Consider the following 17,787-nt stretch of genomic DNA (forward strand, 5'->3'; position numbering starts at 1 on the left):
ACAATGTAAAGACCGAGCGCTAGAAAAAGTAATTAACTGGTTTAATCGCTCGGCGATAAGACTACAAGGAGCAAAATGTTATATGTCAATGGGGAAAGGTGGAGATTATTTTCAGCAAAGCGTTTTGAAAAAAATACTACCTGTCCATTGACATGTAACAAGTTATTGAAATAGGAGGGATTCTTTGCAATTTATTGATTGGAAATGGAAAGGTTTCAGAATTAGAAAGAATTATCGGCATTTATTAGCTAATATTTTTAGCTTTATTTTTTTTGTTCCGATGCTAGGTTATTGGATGTGGATGTTATTTAAAGAGTGGAGTTTTATTGGGAATTTTGAATTTGAAATAAAACCATTAATAACTATTTTGGTTATTGGTCTTGTAATTGGCTTAGTATCTTTACTAGTCATGCTAGCCCTTTTTTATAAATTTTGGGCATACCTTTATCATATGCAGAAGCTTTGTAGAATGATTTATAGTAATGAGTTTTATTTAGTCAATAAGATTGAAGACCCTAATATGATGGTTTCCAATCAAAAAAGTATGTCTAGAGACATTGTTTATTTTCCTAAAATGTATTTTTGGAAGCGGAAGGGTATGTTTGAAATAACTATCATGCTCGATGGAAGTAAATTTAATCAATTTTATCGGGAAATGTCAGATACTTTTGAGCAAATGTTTGCTTTAGCTTTGAGTGATACGACTGAACGAAATGGGTTTTATAAGTATGAAATGATTACTGACCCAGTTGTTAATCGCATTGGGATAAAAGAGGTTGTTGTGAAAAATAAATATGTTCTTTCTTTAATGAAGCATATTACTTGGGATATTTCTAAAGTAGCTCATGGTTTGATTATTGGGGGTACTGGTGGCGGTAAAACCCGTTTTCTTACAGCCTTATTAAAAGGACTGATAGAATCTGGTGCAAAACTTTATATTGCAGATGGCAAGAATAGTGCTTTAAGTGATTTAGGGCGTGTTCTTGAAAATGTTTCAACTAAAAACGATGATATTTTAGAAATGCTTAAAACGGTAGTTGCTGAAATGAATAATCGATATGTAATTATGAAAGCTAGACCCGATTATGTTCCGGGGAACGATTTTTCAACGTATGATATGCAACCGATTATTGTCTTATTTGATGAAGTAATGGCAGTCATTGAATCAATTCCAAAGAAAGCGGACAGGGATAAATATTTTGCTGAAATGTATCAGATCGTTATGAAAGGTCGAGAGGCGGGAGTACAGCTAATACTGACAACTCAACGTCCCGATGTTTCAGCTATTCCGGGTGCTATCAGAGATAACTTAGGTCTTAAAATTGCTTTAGGTCAGCTATCTAGTACAGCATATCGGATGATTTTTGATAATACTGAACAAAATTTACGCAGTAAAAAAGGCGTTGGGCGAGGCTATATTTTTCAAAATGGCTACCCGATAGTAAAAGAGTTTTATTCACCATTTGTACCAGACTCCTATAATATTTTAACAGAATTTGCTCAATTGCTCGATGTTGTGCCTCGCGCTTTTTCGCCCCGCGAAAAAGAAAGCGATAGTGCAACAAGCGAGCACTCTTTGCCAGAGCAAAAAATAAGAGAAATCATTTACGAGACGGAGGAAGATACAGAATGAGCGAAGCGACAACCCCCCCTACTAAAAGGGGGGTAATACGAGAAAATGAAAAAAATGAACCTTTGCTAACAGCATTGATTGACTGGTGTCAATTAACTGTTAAAGAAATTAGTCCAGATAGCATTGCGGATGACATACTTTGTATTCCATACAACCTAATGAGAAATGATTTAAGAGGTGGAGTTAACGGCTACAAATCGCTAATGTGCTTTGATGATATTAGAGTGTTAGAAAGTCCCGATGCAAAAAATGAAGAAGGTGACTATGTAAAACATTATCAAATATTAATGTCGGGAAGTGGTTGCCGAAATTTTGAAAAATTCCTTGAGGCACGAAGTGAGACATGGTTTGAATTTTTTGAAAGATGTGTGTCTCATGAGGTTAATTTTACACGCATTGATTTGGCAATAGATGATAAAAAAACGTATTTTACAATTCCAAAACTGATTAAGTTAGCTGAAAAAGGACTTGTGGTAAGTCGCCTAAAACAATTTGTTAAGTATGGTTCTTTTAGGATTAAGGGCGGTGAAAAGAAAGGTCAAACCATTAATTTTGGTTCACGATCAAGTGAGTTCTTCATGACCTTGTATGAAAAAAATTATGAACAAGCTGAAAAATTTGGATTATCAGAAGATGAAATGGAAGAAAAGTGGAATCGTTATGAGTTGAAGTTTCGTCAAAAGCGAGCAAACTCATTAGTTGCAGAATTAATAAAACGCCGCGAGGTGTTTTCTATTGCAATGGAAGTATTAAATGAAAGCATTCGTTTTGTTAAAAAGCCCATTGATACAAAAATAAAGGACGTCAAAAAATATCCTTTATGGAAGCCTTGGGCTTGGTTTATGGCAGATGTTAAAAAATTGAATTTGTGTATGCAACCAGAATCAAAAAATTACTTTGATAAACTCCACTGGATTAAAAAATATGTAGCTCCTACGCTGAAAATATTAAGGGAAGTTGATAATCGTCGAGGAACTGCAGAACTAGAAAATATTATTGAAAATGCTGAACTGAACAAACACCATATGCAATTGTTAGAAGATTGTTTGCAACAAATTGATATGTATGAACAAAGTGGAATTATGCTTTAAATCCTTTAATTAATTATTATTTCGACACATTTTGTGTCATATGTGAGTAGCTCCTTAGAGCGTTTTACGAGAGTCAACGCCTTAGCGTTGCGGTTTCATGAAATAAATAGTAAAGAATCTTGAAGGTGCACAAATTTAAAAAAATGGAGGGGTTATAAGTGGAAAAAGAAACGTCATTAGTTAATTTAGTTGACCAAGGGAAAGTAAGAGTTGAAGCGTATTATTTTGATGTTGCTACAGGGAGCTTTATTGGGAATGGGCGTGATATGAATACCGATATCGTTGAAAATTACCATTTAAACAAGTTGTTGAGTGAAAAGGAAAATGAGTCTTAATCCTTAAATTCAAAGAGGGGAAGGAGTGATTATGATCCATGCGCTTAAAACAGAAAGTTGCTATTTTTGGGCAGTTAGGAACAAAATTAAAACTTTTGAAATTCGAGTTAATGATAGAAATTACCAAGTGAATGACTGTTTGTTACTGAAAGAAATTGATGAAAATAACAACTTTACTGGTCAAAAAATCTTAGTAAAAATTACTTATATCTGTGATTATTTGCAACAAGAAAATATTTTAGTATTGGGAATACTTTAGGAGGGAGACAATGAGTAAATTAGATGAACGTTTGGAAAAGTTGGGCTTTCAAAAAATTGTGACAACGAGCACTATTTTGGCTAATGGCTGTGTTTCATATAAGCCAACTCCTTTGGTTTATGAAATGGCATTATCACCTGTTACCTGTTTATTTATTGAAGGGAAGAAAGAAAAAGGATATTCTACCTATGTTTTTGATTTTTATAAGGTGAGCTATTTTACAAAGCCCAATGATGGGAAAAAGGAAGGGAGCAATATTAAAGTATATGGAAAAAATTTACAGCCTTCAAAGCTGTTGCTTGATATTGAAAATTATTTAAAACAATTAAAGAGGTGAGTGTAAGCGATTCTGAATTTCAAAACTATTATACTAACTGGTTCTTTAGGTTGGTTCACCATAATATGTGTTGCTATTAGCATTGTATCAGTATTTAGATTCTTAGAATTAAGTGAAACAAAGGAATATAAAATTAAAGAAAAAATAGCAAGGTTACAAGGGCAAATTTATTTATTAAGTATGTTTCTTTTTTTTATTATTGGGTTAGCGGGATTTGTTATTTTAGATAATCTATTTGTATTAGTTGAACTATTTGCTAAATAGGAAAATGGGAGGTAATAAGAAATGTTCGATTTATTTGTAGGATTTTTAAGTTTATTTATATTTGTTGGTGTATTGAATTTTATCAGTCAAACGTTTGCCAATTGGCGAACAAGAAAGAAGTTAGAAAAGTTTCTTGAAAATGAGTTAGAACTTGTTTTTGAAGGTTTCTTAACTCGGATTGATGAACTCGAAAAAGCTTTGGAAGGAGGTGAGAAGGAATGAATTTTATTCAAAACATGTTTAATGATTTAGTTGGAAATGCGAAATTTGCCATTTTTGGCGCAATCGTTATTGCGGGTGTTTATTTCGGGTTTAAGCGTAAATGGTTAGAATTAGGTGGAGCGGTAGCCGCTTTACTAGTTGCTGTTGGGTTTGTTTATGGATATGAGGAGTTAGCCAATAAAATGGCAGAACTATTTAAAAAATGGATGGCATAGAAAGGGGATAAAAAATGAATATCAAAGTATTTACCAAGGTATGGAATGTTGAAAAATTGGTTTATAGAATTAATGATATTAACTTGCCCTTTGTTGTTTCCACTTCTCAAATCAAGTATTTTATCACGTCATTCATGTTTTTTTTAATTTTTGGAAAGTTACCAATTATTTCATTGGTTTCAAATTCAGTATTTAATAAAATAGGGCTATCAGTTTTGATAGCTCTTGGTTTGTCGAAACTTAAATTTGATGGGAAAAGCCCAATCTCATTTTTAAAGTCAGTCATAACTTACTTTAATCGTGGGAGGCTAACAACAAAGGGAAAAAAAGTGAAGGTTCAAAAGTACACATTTAACAAAACGATTACTGTAGTAAGGAGGTTAGATCATGTTTCCGATTGAATATATTGAGGATAATTTAGTATTTAACAAAAAGAAAGAATGTTACGCTTATTATGAGTTTGAAGCTTATAATTACAATTTCTTGAGCTTGGATAAAAAGAAATCTATTTTTAGAGATTTAAAACGATTGGTTGCCCAAAATCATGAAGGCAACATTCATTTTCTTTATATAACTTCTGAGGAAAGCGTACGTGCTACTCAAGAAAAATCTAAAAAGGAAATACGGTCTAAATATGAATTAAAAGAATATGCCGAAGCGCACATGGATGAAATTACCGAAGTATTAGTAAATACAGTCGGAGAAAATGAGTCTAAGGTACGCTTTTTTTGTGGCTTTAAATTAAGTGTAAACAAAGAAGCCATGTCGACAGAAAATTATATTGATGAACTTAAAAAGAGCTTTAAAGAGTTCTTTAGAGGGGCAAATGAAAAGCTGACTGGTGACTATAAGGTTTTTGATGTAGAAGAAGTTGAACGTTTTAAACAAATTGAGAATATGCTTAAAATTAGAATAGCCAATAAATTTTCTTTTAGGCGACTGACAAGAAAAGATTTTGGTTACATTATTGAGCATAATTTTGGTCTTGAAGGCGTTCCATATGAAGAATACGACTACACTCTTGATACGGAAATAAAAGACAAGTCAATTGTTTATAAAGCGTATGATGTATTAAAAATTACGGATGCGGGTATTGATGAAAAACCAAGATACATTAAATTATCACAACAAGAAAATGAGCAATATGTTTCATTGTTATGCCTTAGTGAAATCATTGGAGAAAGCCAATTTCCAGATAATGAAATTCTTTATTTACAGCAAGAAGTCTTTAATTTTCCTGTTGATGTGAGCGAACAAATTGAGGCGATTAACAATCGAAAAGCTTTGTCTACCGTTCGGAATAAAAAGAAAGATTTAGAGGATTTAGAGAATAACGCTCATAGTTCGGGAAGCCAAGGAACGAACCAATTAAATGAGGCATTAGAACAAGCTGATGAATTAGAAGCCATTCTGGATGATACAAAAGAATCTATGTATAAATTGAGTTTTGTTATTCGAGTGAGTGCTAGCACTAAAGAAGAATTAGAACGGCGTGTTGTGAATGTTAGAGATTTTTATTATGATTATGGATTAATTTTACAACGCCCATTCGGTGACCAACTAGGCTTATTACATGAATTTATTCCATCGTCTACTCGCTATTTAAATGATTATGTTCAATATGCAACATCTGATTTTATCGCAAGTTTAGGTTTTGGGGCAAGTCGCTTTATTGGGGAAGAAATTGGTATGCCGATAGGGTTTGATGTTCAAACAGGGCAAATTGTCCGTATCTTACCATGGGCGGCGGCTCAAAATAGAGAAGGTTTGGCAACTAATGCTTTAGCTAAGGCATTTTTAGGCTCATTGGGAGGCGGTAAATCATTTTCATTTAATTTGATTACCTTTTTAAGTGTCCTTTTTGGAGCTGAGGCATTCATACTTGATCCTAAAGCAGAACGTGGTATTTGGAAAGAACGAATCCCTTGGTTATCACCATATATTAATGTTATTAATTTTACTAGTGAGGATGAAAATAAAGGAATATTAGACCCATTACTAGTTATTGAGGACAAGAAGAGCGCTAAAAAATTAGCACTGGATGTTTTAACTTTCTTAACTGGTGTCAATATACGAGATAGTGAACGTTATCCCGCATTAGAGGAACATGTTTCTCTAGCCTCTGAAATGAATGGGGGCTTGCTAACTGTTATTGATGAATTAAGAAAAACAAATACACCAGTAACGATTGAATTAGCAAATCATATTTTTAGTTTTTCAAAAAGTTCATTTGCTCAATTGATTTTTAGTGATGGAAAAAATTACCAAAGTATTGATTTAGATAATCCGCTTAATTTCTTTCAAATTGAAGAATTAACTCTACCCGATTCACAAACTAGTATTAATGAATATACACCAAGTGAGTTATTAAGTGTGGCAATGATGTTAATTTTCTCTAATTTGGGATTAAGTTTTATTCGAAAAGATAACTCAATATTTAAAATTGTTGGTTTCGAAGAAGCTTGGGCACAAATGCAATTTACTCAAGGGAAAATTGTTGTAGGCAAAACAATTCGTGAAGGACGTGCCAAAAATAGCGCCTCCGATATCATTACACAAAATACAGATGATTTAACGGATGAAAAAATTAAAAATAATATCGGCATGAAGTTTGCCTTTAGGTCAACGGATAGTATCGAAATTGAAAAGACATTAAACTTTTTCGGTTTAGATTTCAATGAAGATAATTCCGAGGTTATTTCTAGTCTTGATAATGGCCAATGTTTATTCCAAGATGTTAGCGGTCGGGTATCTGTGGTTCAATTTGATTCCATGAGTGATGAGCTAGACCATGCTTTTGATACTCGTCCTAAAATGGAAGAAGTCCATGAGGAGGGGGAAAATGAAACGAATTAAAAAAGTCTTGAAAGTGCTTAGTATTTTTCTAGGCACTCTTTTTCTAGTGTGCTTTATTATCGGTTTATTTCCAGTTACTAGAGCATATGCAACTGGTTGGATTATAGAAGCTAATGACGTTGTAGCAGAATTTACAAAACACCCTATCATGAATTATTCACTGGATTTTTATGTTGATACAAGTTGGCAGTGGTTACCATGGAAATGGGATGACGGCATTATGTCTGCAGTCTATTACATGTTGTATTTATTGGCTAATATGTTTTGGATGTTAAACGCACTAATGAGTTATTTTGTTGGGTATATTGTGGAACAAGCTTTTACATTAGATTTTGTTTCTACTACTATCAGCCAACTATCAAAAAATATTCAGACCATTGCGGGAATTGATAGCGGCGGGCTAAAAAGTGAAGGGCTATTCCCTATGCTGTTGCCTTTTGGGATTGTTATAACAGGTGCTTATATTGCGTATATGGGTGTTTACAAAAGAAAATTATCTACAGCATTAAGTAAAGCTTTAACGTTTCTGCTAGTAACTATTTTTAGTATGGGATTTGTAGCTTATTCAAACAATTATTTGACCAAGATTAATGGTTTTTCAACTGAATTTAACACGGAAATTTTAAACATTGGAAACAAAATATCAGCGGGTGAAGACGAAACTGAGCTTGCTCCAGAAGTTCGGTTAAGAGATACATTATTTAAAATTCAAGTAACTCAACCTTATACGATTCTACAATATGGTGATTCAACGGTAGACAATGAGCGATTAGAGAAAATTTTAAGTGTTGACCCACTTTCTAATGATGATAGTCGGGCTAAAGCGGTAGAAAATGAGGTTAAAGAAGGCAATACAAACATGGGCTTTCAAAATGCGGGTAACCGTTTAGGAATGACGTTAATGATTTTGGTTATTAATCTCACGATCTCATTTGTCGTTTTATCATTAGTCGCTTTGAAATTATTTGCAGATGTTATGTTTATTGTATATGCCACATTTTTACCTGTTGCGTTAGCATTTGGCATGTTTCCAGGTACAGAAAGAATTGTACAAATGGGATTCATGAAAATGTTCAATGCCTTATTAAATAAGTCGGGGATTACGCTTATTTTAACAGTAGCGTGCTCTATCTCTCAATTGCTTTATAACACGACTGTAAATAAAGGGTTTATGTTGATGGCATTTGTTCAAATTGTTGTATGGATTGGAATTAAATATAAATCCAATGAACTATTAGGCTATATGTCCTTAAATAACAATGACAGTAAACAAGTAAGCCAAGGCTTAGGGCAAACAGCTAGAAAAGTAACGAGAACGATTGGTGCTAATACTAGGCGAGTCCGTCATAATCGGATGTTAGGAGCTTTAACTAAAGGGGAAAATAGAAATACTGCTAATACTAATGGCGATTCTGTCTCACCTAGTAAAGGTAGTAATAATCCTATGAAAAATAATGTAGGTAGGAGAAATGCTGAAAAGACTAATGAACAAGACCTAAAACGTAAACCGACTAGTTATAAACCTAGAAATGAAGCGGAGCGTGTAGGGACTAAATTAGGAAGAATAGCCTCCATTAAAGACAATGTAGGTAAGAAATTTGACAGTGTTAAAGATGGGGTGAAAAATGCGCCTGTAAATGGAAAATATGCAGTAAACCGCATGAAATCAACGGCAAAACAAACCGTTAATAGTGTTCGTACTGGTGCAGATATGGAAAAATTAACTGCTCGAAAACAACGAGTAAAAGCTAGAAAAGAAAGAAGTCAGCAAGTAAGCGCAAAATCTCGTGAAATGCGTGTGGGTGTATTAAACCGTAAACAAGAAATTATGACTCAAAGAATGCACCCAACTCAAAGGGTTACTCCGAGTGGGGTTATTCAAAAAAGCGCTCAAGTTTCAAGTGGCTTGAAACGTGATAGATTAGCGAAAATTTCACCTAAAGAAAAAAGAATAACCTCAAGAAATAGAGGGAAAACAGGAGGGAGATAGAACCAATGAAAAAAGCGATTAAATTTAAAATAATGATGGGACTAGCTCCTATTGTAAGTATTTTATTAATTATCGTAATGATGACCTCAACGCTTGGAGGTGGAAAAAAAGAAACAACTAATTCGGGTAACACTACAGTTGTAGGATTGTCGCCCGAAGTTCTTTCTTATAAACCGCTTGTTGAAAAATATTGCAAACTCGAAAATATTCAGGATAAAGTGAATATTATTCTAGCAATTATGATGCAAGAAAGCGGTGGACGTGTTCCCGATGTCATGCAAAGCTCAGAAAGTTTAGGCTTACCAGTCAATACGTTACAACCAGAGGCTTCAATTGCGCAAGGAGTAAAATACTTTGCGAGTCTTTTAAAAGGGACTGAGGATGAAGATACCGCTATCCAAAGCTATAACTATGGTGGTGGATTCATTAGTTGGTTGACTGATAAAGGTGGAAAGTATTCTAAAGAGTTAGCGGTTCGGTTTAGTGATGAAATGGCAATCAAACAAGGATGGAATGCCTATGGCGATAAAGAGTATGTGCCCCATGTTAGACGTTATTTAGGAGTAGCTTTAGATTCAGAGTTTGCTAAAAAAGTAATGGCGGAAGCTGTGAAGTATGAGGGATTACCTTATACATTTGGTGGCGTTCCTCCTAGTGCTTTCGATTGTTCTAGCTTAACGCAATGGTGCTATGGTGTAGCGGGTGTCTCGTTGCCACGTACGGCACAAATGCAATATGATTCTATGACTATTGTGACAAGTGCCACCGAAGCACAAGAAGGCGATTTAGTATTCTTTAAAAACACCTATGCAACAAGTGATTTTATTACACATGTAGGAATTTATTTAGGAAATGGAAAAATGTTTCATGCGGGCGATCCAATTGGTTACGCCGATATTACTAGTGAGTTTTGGCAAAGTCATTTAGTTGGATTTGGTCGAGCACAATAAGAAGGGGATGAAGGAATTGAAAAAAGATAAAGTGAAAGTAAAACACGTAACACCAAAAAAGAATAGAAAGCTCATTTTAATTAGTATGTGGGTACTGGTTGGTGGAAGTGTTCTTTTTGGAGTGTTTAACAATATGCGCTCTGAACGTCAAATTATTACGGAAAAAACAGAAGTCGTTAGAGAATTGGATAGTAATTATCTAGGCATGAATAGCTTTGTAACTAATTTTGCTAAAGTATATTACTCGTGGGATACCACAAACGAGAGCAAAGAAAAACGAAAGGAAAGCTTAAAATCCTTTATGAGTGAGGATTTAGTAAATTTGAACGGTGATAATTTAAGAGAAGTGAAAGAAAAATCGAGCGTTTCTAATGTTCAAATTTATTCAGTTACGCCAATTGAAGGGGAAAAAAATCAATATACGGTCTTTTATACAGTGGAGCAAGTTGTTAATTCTGTTACTGCAGTAAATGCGTATACAGTTGATTTATATAATGATGGCGTTAGTTTTGTGATTACCAAAAACCCGACATTTGTAGCGACTCCCAAAACGTCTAGCTTTGTTAAAAAGCATGATAAAACAAGTGATGTGATTGAGGATTCAAAAACGTTACAATCCTTTTTAGAAACGTTCTTTAAGATTTATCCAACAGCGACACAAAAAGAGCTAGTTTACTATACAACAGATAAGAGTGTAAAAGCGATTAATAAAAAGTATACACTGGTATCTGTTAATAATGTGGTCATAAAGAAAGTAAAAGATAGCTACCATGTTCATTTTTATGTCGCTTATATGGATGAATTTTCAAAGATGCAAGTTATCAACGAATATAATGCTGTAATTGTTAAAAAAGAAGGTAATTTTGTAATCGAGGAGTTGAAATAAAATGATGAAAAAGATCATAACTGCAGTAGCGGCTATTCTTTTATTAAGTGGATATTTTTTGGTAAATTCCTATACTAAGAAGTTGGATGAGAAAGAACTAAAAATCGAGACTTTGAAAAAAGAGGTTGCAAAATTAACGCTTGAAAATAATAATCAAGAATCATCAGTTGAAGAATCAAAAGAAATTACAATAGGAGAAAAGGCTGTGAATGAAGATTTTGAAAACTTCATAACTGACTTTATTAATGGTATGTATGATTATAATTCTAATGCAGAACGCAATGAGAATATCAAAACCTTAGTGACAACTGATTATTATGATTTATTAAAACAGTACGATTCAAGCACTACAAGTATAAGTAAGCTAAAGGACGTATACTTTTATAAACTAACTAACGAGAGTCAAGCTATAGTACGTGTGAAATACACGTATGCGATTGGTGAAGCTAAACCGAATGAATTTGATCTATTGGTAACTTTGAAAGTTGCAAAAGATTCTAGTGGTGGCTATCAAGTTGAAACGCAACAAAATGAGAGTATTCAATATCAAACACAACAAAAAGTTTGGTAAACAATGTTATACAGTAAAAAAGGTAAACTATCCTAATGATAGATTATCTTTTTTTTTAGTTATTTAGTATGGTATAATTAGTAAGGAGCAAAAATGGTAAATTGAACATAAAAATTAAAATAAGTAATTGGAAGATTTATATGTTAAAATTGTAACTTTTGAATAGTTGCCAAAACTACAGAAAACATATTGATAATAGGGCATTTGTTAGTATGTTTAAAAGTAAAAAGAAAAGTATAGATATCAATTAGTATATAATAGTTTGTGATGAGGAGGTTTTATTATGATGGATGTACTAAATAATATCTTAACGTTTACAGGTATTATAGGCTCGATTTACGGCGTTGGATCATGGTTATATTATCATAAAATAACATTCTATTTAAAATTAAACAAAATTCTATCTTTTAGAAGAGAAATCAATTTTGATTTAATGACATCTTTTGAAAAAAATCAAACATTGGATTTTAAAAAGATTGAAGAGATTTTTAAAGAAAATGGGTACCAATATCAAAAGGTTCAAAATCTTAAAAATAGTAAGATATACAATTTAGGTAGTTTTTTATTTGAAATAAAACAAATAGATTCTATTGAAGAAGATGATAAAAATGTGAGTATGGGAGTAATAAATGCAGCAGTAACTTATAAAACAGCTTTAAAAATTATTTCCGATTATGAAAAAATCGCAAAATCAATATTTGTAAATGAAAATATTTTGTCTGCTGAAACGCAATCTTCTTTGACTTTGAAATATGGTAAAAATAATCCTTTTATGGGGAGGAACTTAGCAAATTTAGAAAAAAATTCTATAAAGTATTTTTCTTGCCAAGTGAGTTTTAATGAAATTATAGGGAATGATGATCCGACTACAGAAGGTAATGATGTCTTTATCTATAAAGAATCTATTAATTACACAACAAATGATTTGCCCAGTTTAGTTAATATAGCAAAAATTTGTTTTAATACGTATAAATAAAAGGAGACTAATAAAATGCAAGCAATATCAGTTTTTGAAATAACAAGCCAAGAAAATTTTGAAAGAGTGAATTTGATTAATAAAGAAACTAGTGAAAAGCGAGAGTTAAATGGAACTGAAGAAACCTTTAAGACGGAAATGTTTGTAAATGAAACTATTTCTCAGTACACTAGGCTTGCTTTTGCTATGGATGAAGAATTTAAATTAAAAGGAAAGGTTTTTAATCAAGATATAACAGGAGTGGTGATTAAAAATACTTACGATGGTTATTTTAACAATATTGATGGAACTCTAATTTTATTTGCAAATAGGTCAAGTGCAGATTTTATAAGTCAATTCGTATCAGAAGAATTTAATTTGAATTATACTAAAAAAATATTTGATTTAGAGACTATAATGCGCGAATCCTCTGATGTAAGGAAGACACAGTTTAAAAATGTAAGAATTCAAACCTTGAGTGGTAGTTCCTTAAATGGAAATAGGGTAAATCAAACTGAATTATACGATTTACTTAATCAAAATGGAGAATTATCTCAAATCGCAGTCACATATCCAATTAATAATGTGGATGTTAGTTTTTCTATATCTACTAATGGTGCTATTGTATTATTTTCTACCATGGAAAATATTGATATATTAACATTAATAGAAGAGTTATTTTTATTTTAAAATTAGCCTTATTTCTTTCTAACAGAATTAATAAATGTACGAATTTCTAGGGTTTTGATATGAAAAAGTCACTAAGAAAACACTAAATCAATCTTAAATTAGACATTTTTATCTGTTAAATAAAGTGTAAATCATTGTTTAAAAACAGTTTTAACTAGTGCAAGTGAGGCTTAACAGAACTCAAAATCCTGTGCCCGCAAGGGCGTGCCGGTTCGACCCCGGCCGCCGGTATACTAGTAGTATCAACGTTTCTAACGATTCGTTGGTACTTTTTTTTGCGTTTTCGAAAATAAAAGTCTCCAAAAAGTCTCCATTTTAGAAATACATAGATTAGAATAGGTCATCTAAAGGGTCACTTACAGTTTTTTATTTGTTAGGATATAGGTGAGAGTACGTTTCTATTGTAGTCGTTATACTAGAGTGTCCTTAACGTTCTTTAATAGTATCGTATCTTTCTCTACCATTGCTTAAATCAATCAGCATAGCTACATGAGAGTGCCTAAAATCGTGTTCGAGGATCCTTGGTGATCAATCTCTGATGTTGATTGGAGCATTGAGCGTTTATGGGCTAGTTACTATATATGATATACTAAAACCAACCTATTAGAGAAGTTAGAAATACTTGTTGGAGGTAATTATGTATAATTCAAAAGTTATAGTTGTTAGTGGTATCACAGCTGGTGGAAAGACATCGCTTGTTAAAGAATTAATTGAGAACGTAGATAATGCTTGTGCTCTTTCATTTGATGACTATAGCATTGATGCATTGCCATCTGCGCCCCCTATGGAGTTACTTTTAGAAGATTTTAAGACAGCCGTTAATCAGTATGATATTACTCAGTTAATGGATGATTTTTTTTAACTACTAAGAAACGTGTTTTTGAATTTGTTTTTATCGATTTCCCATTTGGATATGAACATGATAGTTTAAAACCCTATATTGATACAGTTATCTATGTGAAAACACCATTAGATGTGTCTTTTGCTCGACAGGTTATTAGAGACTATTCGGATAGAGACAAGGAAGAGATTATAAACTGGTCAAAGACGTATCTTAACTATGCACGTCCTATATTTTTAGAACATGAGAAGATAGTTTCTTCAAATGCTGATTACATCTTAGACGGAACAATTAGTATGACTGAACAAGTTAACCAACTAAGATATGACGATGTGATTTAATAGTTTAGTTCAAAGAGCTAAACTATTAAATCTATCAGGTAAATGTTAAAAAATAAAACTCTATGATTTTTTTTGATAGTTTTCATTCGCATCATGAATGTCTACCATGTTCAATTAATATTGAATTTCTTGATCATATACCAGCAGAAAATAACTATTTAATCATTATAATTTATTTATAGATATGTGTTATTATAGTAGTATTAAAAATAATAATATGGAAAATTTAAAGCGAACTGATGTACCGTATCATTGGGCAGATGATTTATTTGCTAGTCGAGGTTAAGTACTGAAAGTGAGGAATAGTTATGGATAAAGTAGATAAGGTCAAAGAAAATATTCATGAACTGTATAATAATTTAATTAAACGCTCAGGCTCTGCTTCGAGTTTATTAGATATTACAGATGTGTTATTACAAGTATATATTAAAATTGATACTACAGAAAATCCAGAAGCACTTGTTAATCGTTTAGTAAATTACATTTATAGTGTAGGACTTAAAGGACGTATAAAATTATCACCTGTAGAAGAGAATTTATTAAGTGAATTAGGTGTATTTGCTCAAAGAGCTGGTTTAAATGGTTTATATAGAGCTGGTTTTTCAGATAAATCGCAATTTTATAGTTATTTCGATAAAAATCAAATGCCTAGACACTAAAATGAACTATTTCATGTGGTTTTTTTATTAGCAAAAAGGAAAGGCGTAAAAAAACTGCACATGTTTCTATCTATTTCCTATTATTAAAAATAAGTAACTCACGTTTTGTGTTTACATCAATTTTTTTAGTGTATATAATATAAAAGAATATATAATAAAATAGAGGTGTAAAGATGAATAAAATAAAAAAGTTTTATAGTATTTCAATGCTAGTTGTTTTGATTTTTTCTATTTTGGGAAGTTTCCAGTTTGTTAGTGCTGATAACACAAAAACAATGGAGAATAAGCAAGTTATTTCAGATATTGTTACGAATATTAATATGACAAGAAATGATGGTAGTGATATAGGAACTATTGATCAATGGACAGATATTTTAGTTACAATTGACTTTACTCTTCCTAATAATAAAATTAGTGCAGGAGATACGACAACTATTTCATTACCTAAAGAATTAGAATTACAAAATGATAGTATATTTGAAGTTAAGGATGATGCTGGAAATGTAGTGGCAACAGCTTATGCAAATCAAGATGATAAGACTGTGAAGTTAATCTATACAGATTATGCTGAAAAAAATTCTAATATTAGCGGTAAATTATGGTTCAGTGTTCAGGTTGATTCTTATACCATCACAGAAACAGGGAAAATCCCTTTAGAATTTGATATTGATGGTCAAACAATTATCAAAGAAATAGAGTATGAAAAAGGGACTGGTGATCAGGATGAGGTTCTGTACAAATCAGGTGTATTTGATCCAAATGGAGATCCCCAAGTAATCAACTACAGCTTACGAGTTAATGTCTCTTCAAAAGATTTAACAGATGTTGTTGTTAGTGATTTATTAGGGCAACAAGATATCTTGATTAATCAGGATTCAATCAAAATTCAAGAGATTGATTACACTTGGAATAATGTTGATGAAGATTGGAATATGGTACCAAATAGTTTACGCGATGTGACTGATGCATTTAGTAATAAAATTACAATGAGTAATGGAAATAAAGGTTTTTCTATCGGACTTGGTAATATTAATCGCCCATATCTGATTACTTATGATGGTATTATTGGGCATATTCCGGCTCAAGGAGAGAGTTTTGACAATAAAGCGGTAATAACTGCTAATGAAATTGAAACGACTACCAGTGAGAAGAATTTTGTTTATTCAGATGAGGGCGGAAGTGCAGCAGGAAATACCTATCAAATTCACTTAATTAAACAAGATAAAGAGAATGCAACTTTGTTAAATGGAGCTGAATTCGACGTTATTAGAGTTTCTACTAATCGAAAAGTTGGAACTATTGCAACCGTAAATGGTGAAGGACAAATTAAGGGGTTACTTCAAGACAGTTATCAATTAATCGAAACAAAAGCTCCGGTTGGTTATACTTTAGATCCAACACCGATTCTTGTAACTCCAGCAGATTTTAAAGAGTCAAATAGCTTATTCGTTGCGACAATTACCGCTACAAATGAAAAAGAAAAAACTGAAATTAGCGGAATAAAAATGTGGGATGATTTTAATAATAAATACAACACTCGACCTGAAAGTATTACAGTGATTCTTCTTCAAAATGGTCAAATGTTTGAGAAGCAAGAAGTAAAAGCTGATGATCAAGGTAAATGGACTTTTAATTTCACTAATTTGCCTAAGTCCGATACAAATGGCGTAGCTTATACTTATACGTTAGACGAAGTTGAAGTTGCTAAATACAAAAAAAGTATCGATAACACAACCATTACAAATACATTAACTGAGCTACCTGAGAATCCAGTTATTCCGGTTGTTCCCGAGGAACCAAGTCGTCCAGAACTACCGAGCAAACCCGTTGCTCCTCAAGCTAAAACTGAATCTTTTCCAAAAACTGGAGAAGAAGAAACAGTGTTTGCTATGTTACTAGGCTTATTATTTGTAACTGGTGCAGCCTTTTCATTCATAAAAAAACTTAATTAACACAATCGTTCATTTTTAGACGAAAAAAAACATCCAAATTGAATTTGGATGTTTTTTTTCGTTTAATTTAACAGTTATACCAGGGGTATAACATGGAAAAATTTTTTTAACTATACTAAAGACATCACTTCAGTATCGGATACGCGATACAGTAGAGAAAGGAGGATTGGATGAAAACAATCTATATCTTATTAACACGTTCCAACACCTATATATCAAAGTTGATTCAGTTAGTTACCACAGATGATTATACCCATGTCTCTCTTGCTTTTGATGAAGAATTATCAGAATGTTTTAGTTTTGGCCGTAAAAATCCATACTTTGCTTTACCTGCAGGGCTTATTCAAGAAAATTTAACAAATTGTTTTTTTAATTATCATAAAGATACTCCTTGTACTTTATATGAGTTAAAAGTTTCAGAATCTGTCTTTATGCAAGCGAGAAGAGAAGTACAACAAATGGTTATTGAGAAAAAGCAGTATCGCTATAACATTATTGGTTTAGTCTGCTACAAGCTTTCAATTCTTTATCAACGAGAAAAGTATTATTTTTGTTCTCAATTTGTAGCTGAAATTTTAGAAAAAAGTCAGGCAGTTATTTTGCCAAAACCAGCAGAATTAATTAGACCAATTGATTGTATCAGTTTGATACCAGGTAATTGTGTATTTACTGGGAAAATTAGTGAATTAGTTGCGAGTGTTAATTCACAGGTTAGGGCAAGTTAAGAGTAGCTCTTAAAA

18 protein-coding genes and 2 pseudogenes are annotated in these 17,787 nt (G+C 32.3%); 19 read left to right on the top strand and 1 reads right to left on the bottom strand.

From position 1 onward, the window contains the following. Window positions 1-184: 184 nt before the first annotated feature. The 15 genes from BR77_RS16140 to BR77_RS16205 all read left to right on the top strand — a co-directional run bounded on the left by BR77_RS16140 (window position 185) and on the right by BR77_RS16205 (window position 13,254). On the top strand, window positions 185-1,633 hold the full coding sequence (locus BR77_RS16140) for an FtsK/SpoIIIE domain-containing protein (protein ID WP_035065758.1): 1,449 nt from the start codon (window positions 185-187) through the stop codon (window positions 1,631-1,633). Beyond that, window positions 1,630-2,724: a replication initiation factor domain-containing protein gene (locus BR77_RS16145; RefSeq protein ID WP_035065761.1), complete on the top strand. Its 1,095-nt coding sequence runs from the start codon at window positions 1,630-1,632 to the stop codon at window positions 2,722-2,724. Before BR77_RS16140 ends, BR77_RS16145 begins: the two co-directional genes overlap by 4 nt. Before the next feature lie 158 nt (window positions 2,725-2,882). Then, on the top strand, window positions 2,883-3,059 hold the full coding sequence (locus tag BR77_RS19200; protein WP_155520237.1) for a hypothetical protein: 177 nt from the start codon (window positions 2,883-2,885) through the stop codon (window positions 3,057-3,059). Between the two features lie 31 nt (window positions 3,060-3,090). Further along, window positions 3,091-3,318 carry a DUF3850 domain-containing protein gene (locus BR77_RS16150; protein WP_035065764.1) on the top strand — a complete coding sequence of 76 codons (228 nt, stop codon included), beginning with the start codon at window positions 3,091-3,093 and terminating at the stop codon, window positions 3,316-3,318. A gap of 10 nt (window positions 3,319-3,328) precedes the next feature. Next, complete coding sequence (locus BR77_RS16155) at window positions 3,329-3,655, top strand: hypothetical protein (RefSeq protein ID WP_035065767.1); 327 nt, start codon at window positions 3,329-3,331, stop codon at window positions 3,653-3,655. Window positions 3,656-3,940: 285 nt separating this feature from the next. Continuing rightward, window positions 3,941-4,141: a hypothetical protein gene (locus BR77_RS16160; protein ID WP_035065771.1), complete on the top strand. Its 201-nt coding sequence runs from the start codon at window positions 3,941-3,943 to the stop codon at window positions 4,139-4,141. After that, the gene (locus BR77_RS16165; protein WP_035065774.1) at window positions 4,138-4,356 is read left to right on the top strand and encodes a hypothetical protein; all 219 of its coding nucleotides are present in this window, start codon (window positions 4,138-4,140) and stop codon (window positions 4,354-4,356) included. Before BR77_RS16160 ends, BR77_RS16165 begins: the two co-directional genes overlap by 4 nt. Window positions 4,357-4,370: 14 nt before the next feature. Further along, complete coding sequence (locus BR77_RS16170; protein ID WP_035065776.1) at window positions 4,371-4,757, top strand: TcpE family conjugal transfer membrane protein; 387 nt, start codon at window positions 4,371-4,373, stop codon at window positions 4,755-4,757. After that, entirely contained in the window at window positions 4,741-7,212 is a 2,472-nt protein-coding gene (locus BR77_RS16175; protein WP_051926779.1) for an ATP-binding protein, read from the top strand. Before BR77_RS16170 ends, BR77_RS16175 begins: the two co-directional genes overlap by 17 nt. Then, window positions 7,199-9,202, top strand: coding sequence for a CD3337/EF1877 family mobilome membrane protein (locus BR77_RS16180; protein ID WP_035065780.1), 2,004 nt, complete (start codon window positions 7,199-7,201; stop codon window positions 9,200-9,202). Before BR77_RS16175 ends, BR77_RS16180 begins: the two co-directional genes overlap by 14 nt. A 5-nt stretch (window positions 9,203-9,207) precedes the next feature. Further along, the gene (locus tag BR77_RS16185; RefSeq protein ID WP_051926782.1) at window positions 9,208-10,152 is read left to right on the top strand and encodes a bifunctional lytic transglycosylase/C40 family peptidase; all 945 of its coding nucleotides are present in this window, start codon (window positions 9,208-9,210) and stop codon (window positions 10,150-10,152) included. A gap of 16 nt (window positions 10,153-10,168) precedes the next feature. After that, a complete protein-coding gene (locus tag BR77_RS16190) occupies window positions 10,169-11,038 on the top strand; it encodes a conjugal transfer protein (RefSeq protein ID WP_035065782.1) in 870 nt (289 codons plus the stop codon). A gap of 1 nt (window position 11,039) precedes the next feature. Next, window positions 11,040-11,609 (top strand): hypothetical protein, encoded by a 570-nt coding sequence (locus tag BR77_RS16195; RefSeq protein ID WP_035065784.1) that lies wholly within the window; start codon window positions 11,040-11,042, stop codon window positions 11,607-11,609. A 283-nt stretch (window positions 11,610-11,892) separates the two neighbouring features. Next, window positions 11,893-12,585, top strand: coding sequence for a hypothetical protein (locus tag BR77_RS16200; RefSeq protein ID WP_035065786.1), 693 nt, complete (start codon window positions 11,893-11,895; stop codon window positions 12,583-12,585). A gap of 15 nt (window positions 12,586-12,600) precedes the next feature. Continuing rightward, window positions 12,601-13,254 (top strand): hypothetical protein, encoded by a 654-nt coding sequence (locus BR77_RS16205; RefSeq protein ID WP_035065788.1) that lies wholly within the window; start codon window positions 12,601-12,603, stop codon window positions 13,252-13,254. 366 nt (window positions 13,255-13,620) lie between these two features. On the opposite strand, the pseudogene BR77_RS19585 reads toward BR77_RS16205, so the two are convergent. Continuing rightward, window positions 13,621-13,776 (bottom strand): annotated as a pseudogene (locus tag BR77_RS19585) (site-specific integrase); the annotation flags it as partial. Window positions 13,777-13,891: 115 nt separating this feature from the next. Here BR77_RS19585 and BR77_RS16210 point away from each other — a divergent pair. The 4 genes and pseudogenes from BR77_RS16210 (at window position 13,892) to BR77_RS16225 (ending at window position 17,772) form a co-directional block, all read left to right on the top strand. Then, window positions 13,892-14,436: pseudogene (locus BR77_RS16210) on the top strand (nucleoside/nucleotide kinase family protein). 308 nt (window positions 14,437-14,744) lie between these two features. Further along, window positions 14,745-15,095, top strand: a complete 351-nt coding sequence (locus BR77_RS16215; protein WP_015077035.1) for a bacteriocin immunity protein — start codon at window positions 14,745-14,747, stop codon at window positions 15,093-15,095. 173 nt (window positions 15,096-15,268) lie between these two features. Then, complete coding sequence (locus BR77_RS16220; protein WP_015077034.1) at window positions 15,269-17,047, top strand: Ig-like domain-containing protein; 1,779 nt, start codon at window positions 15,269-15,271, stop codon at window positions 17,045-17,047. 170 nt (window positions 17,048-17,217) lie between these two features. Continuing rightward, a complete protein-coding gene (locus tag BR77_RS16225) occupies window positions 17,218-17,772 on the top strand; it encodes a hypothetical protein (protein WP_016356552.1) in 555 nt (184 codons plus the stop codon). The last annotated feature ends 15 nt before the right edge of the window (window positions 17,773-17,787 follow it).

Source organism: Carnobacterium maltaromaticum DSM 20342 (assembly GCF_000744945.1).
GTDB classification, from domain to species: Bacteria; Bacillota; Bacilli; order Lactobacillales; family Carnobacteriaceae; genus Carnobacterium; species Carnobacterium maltaromaticum.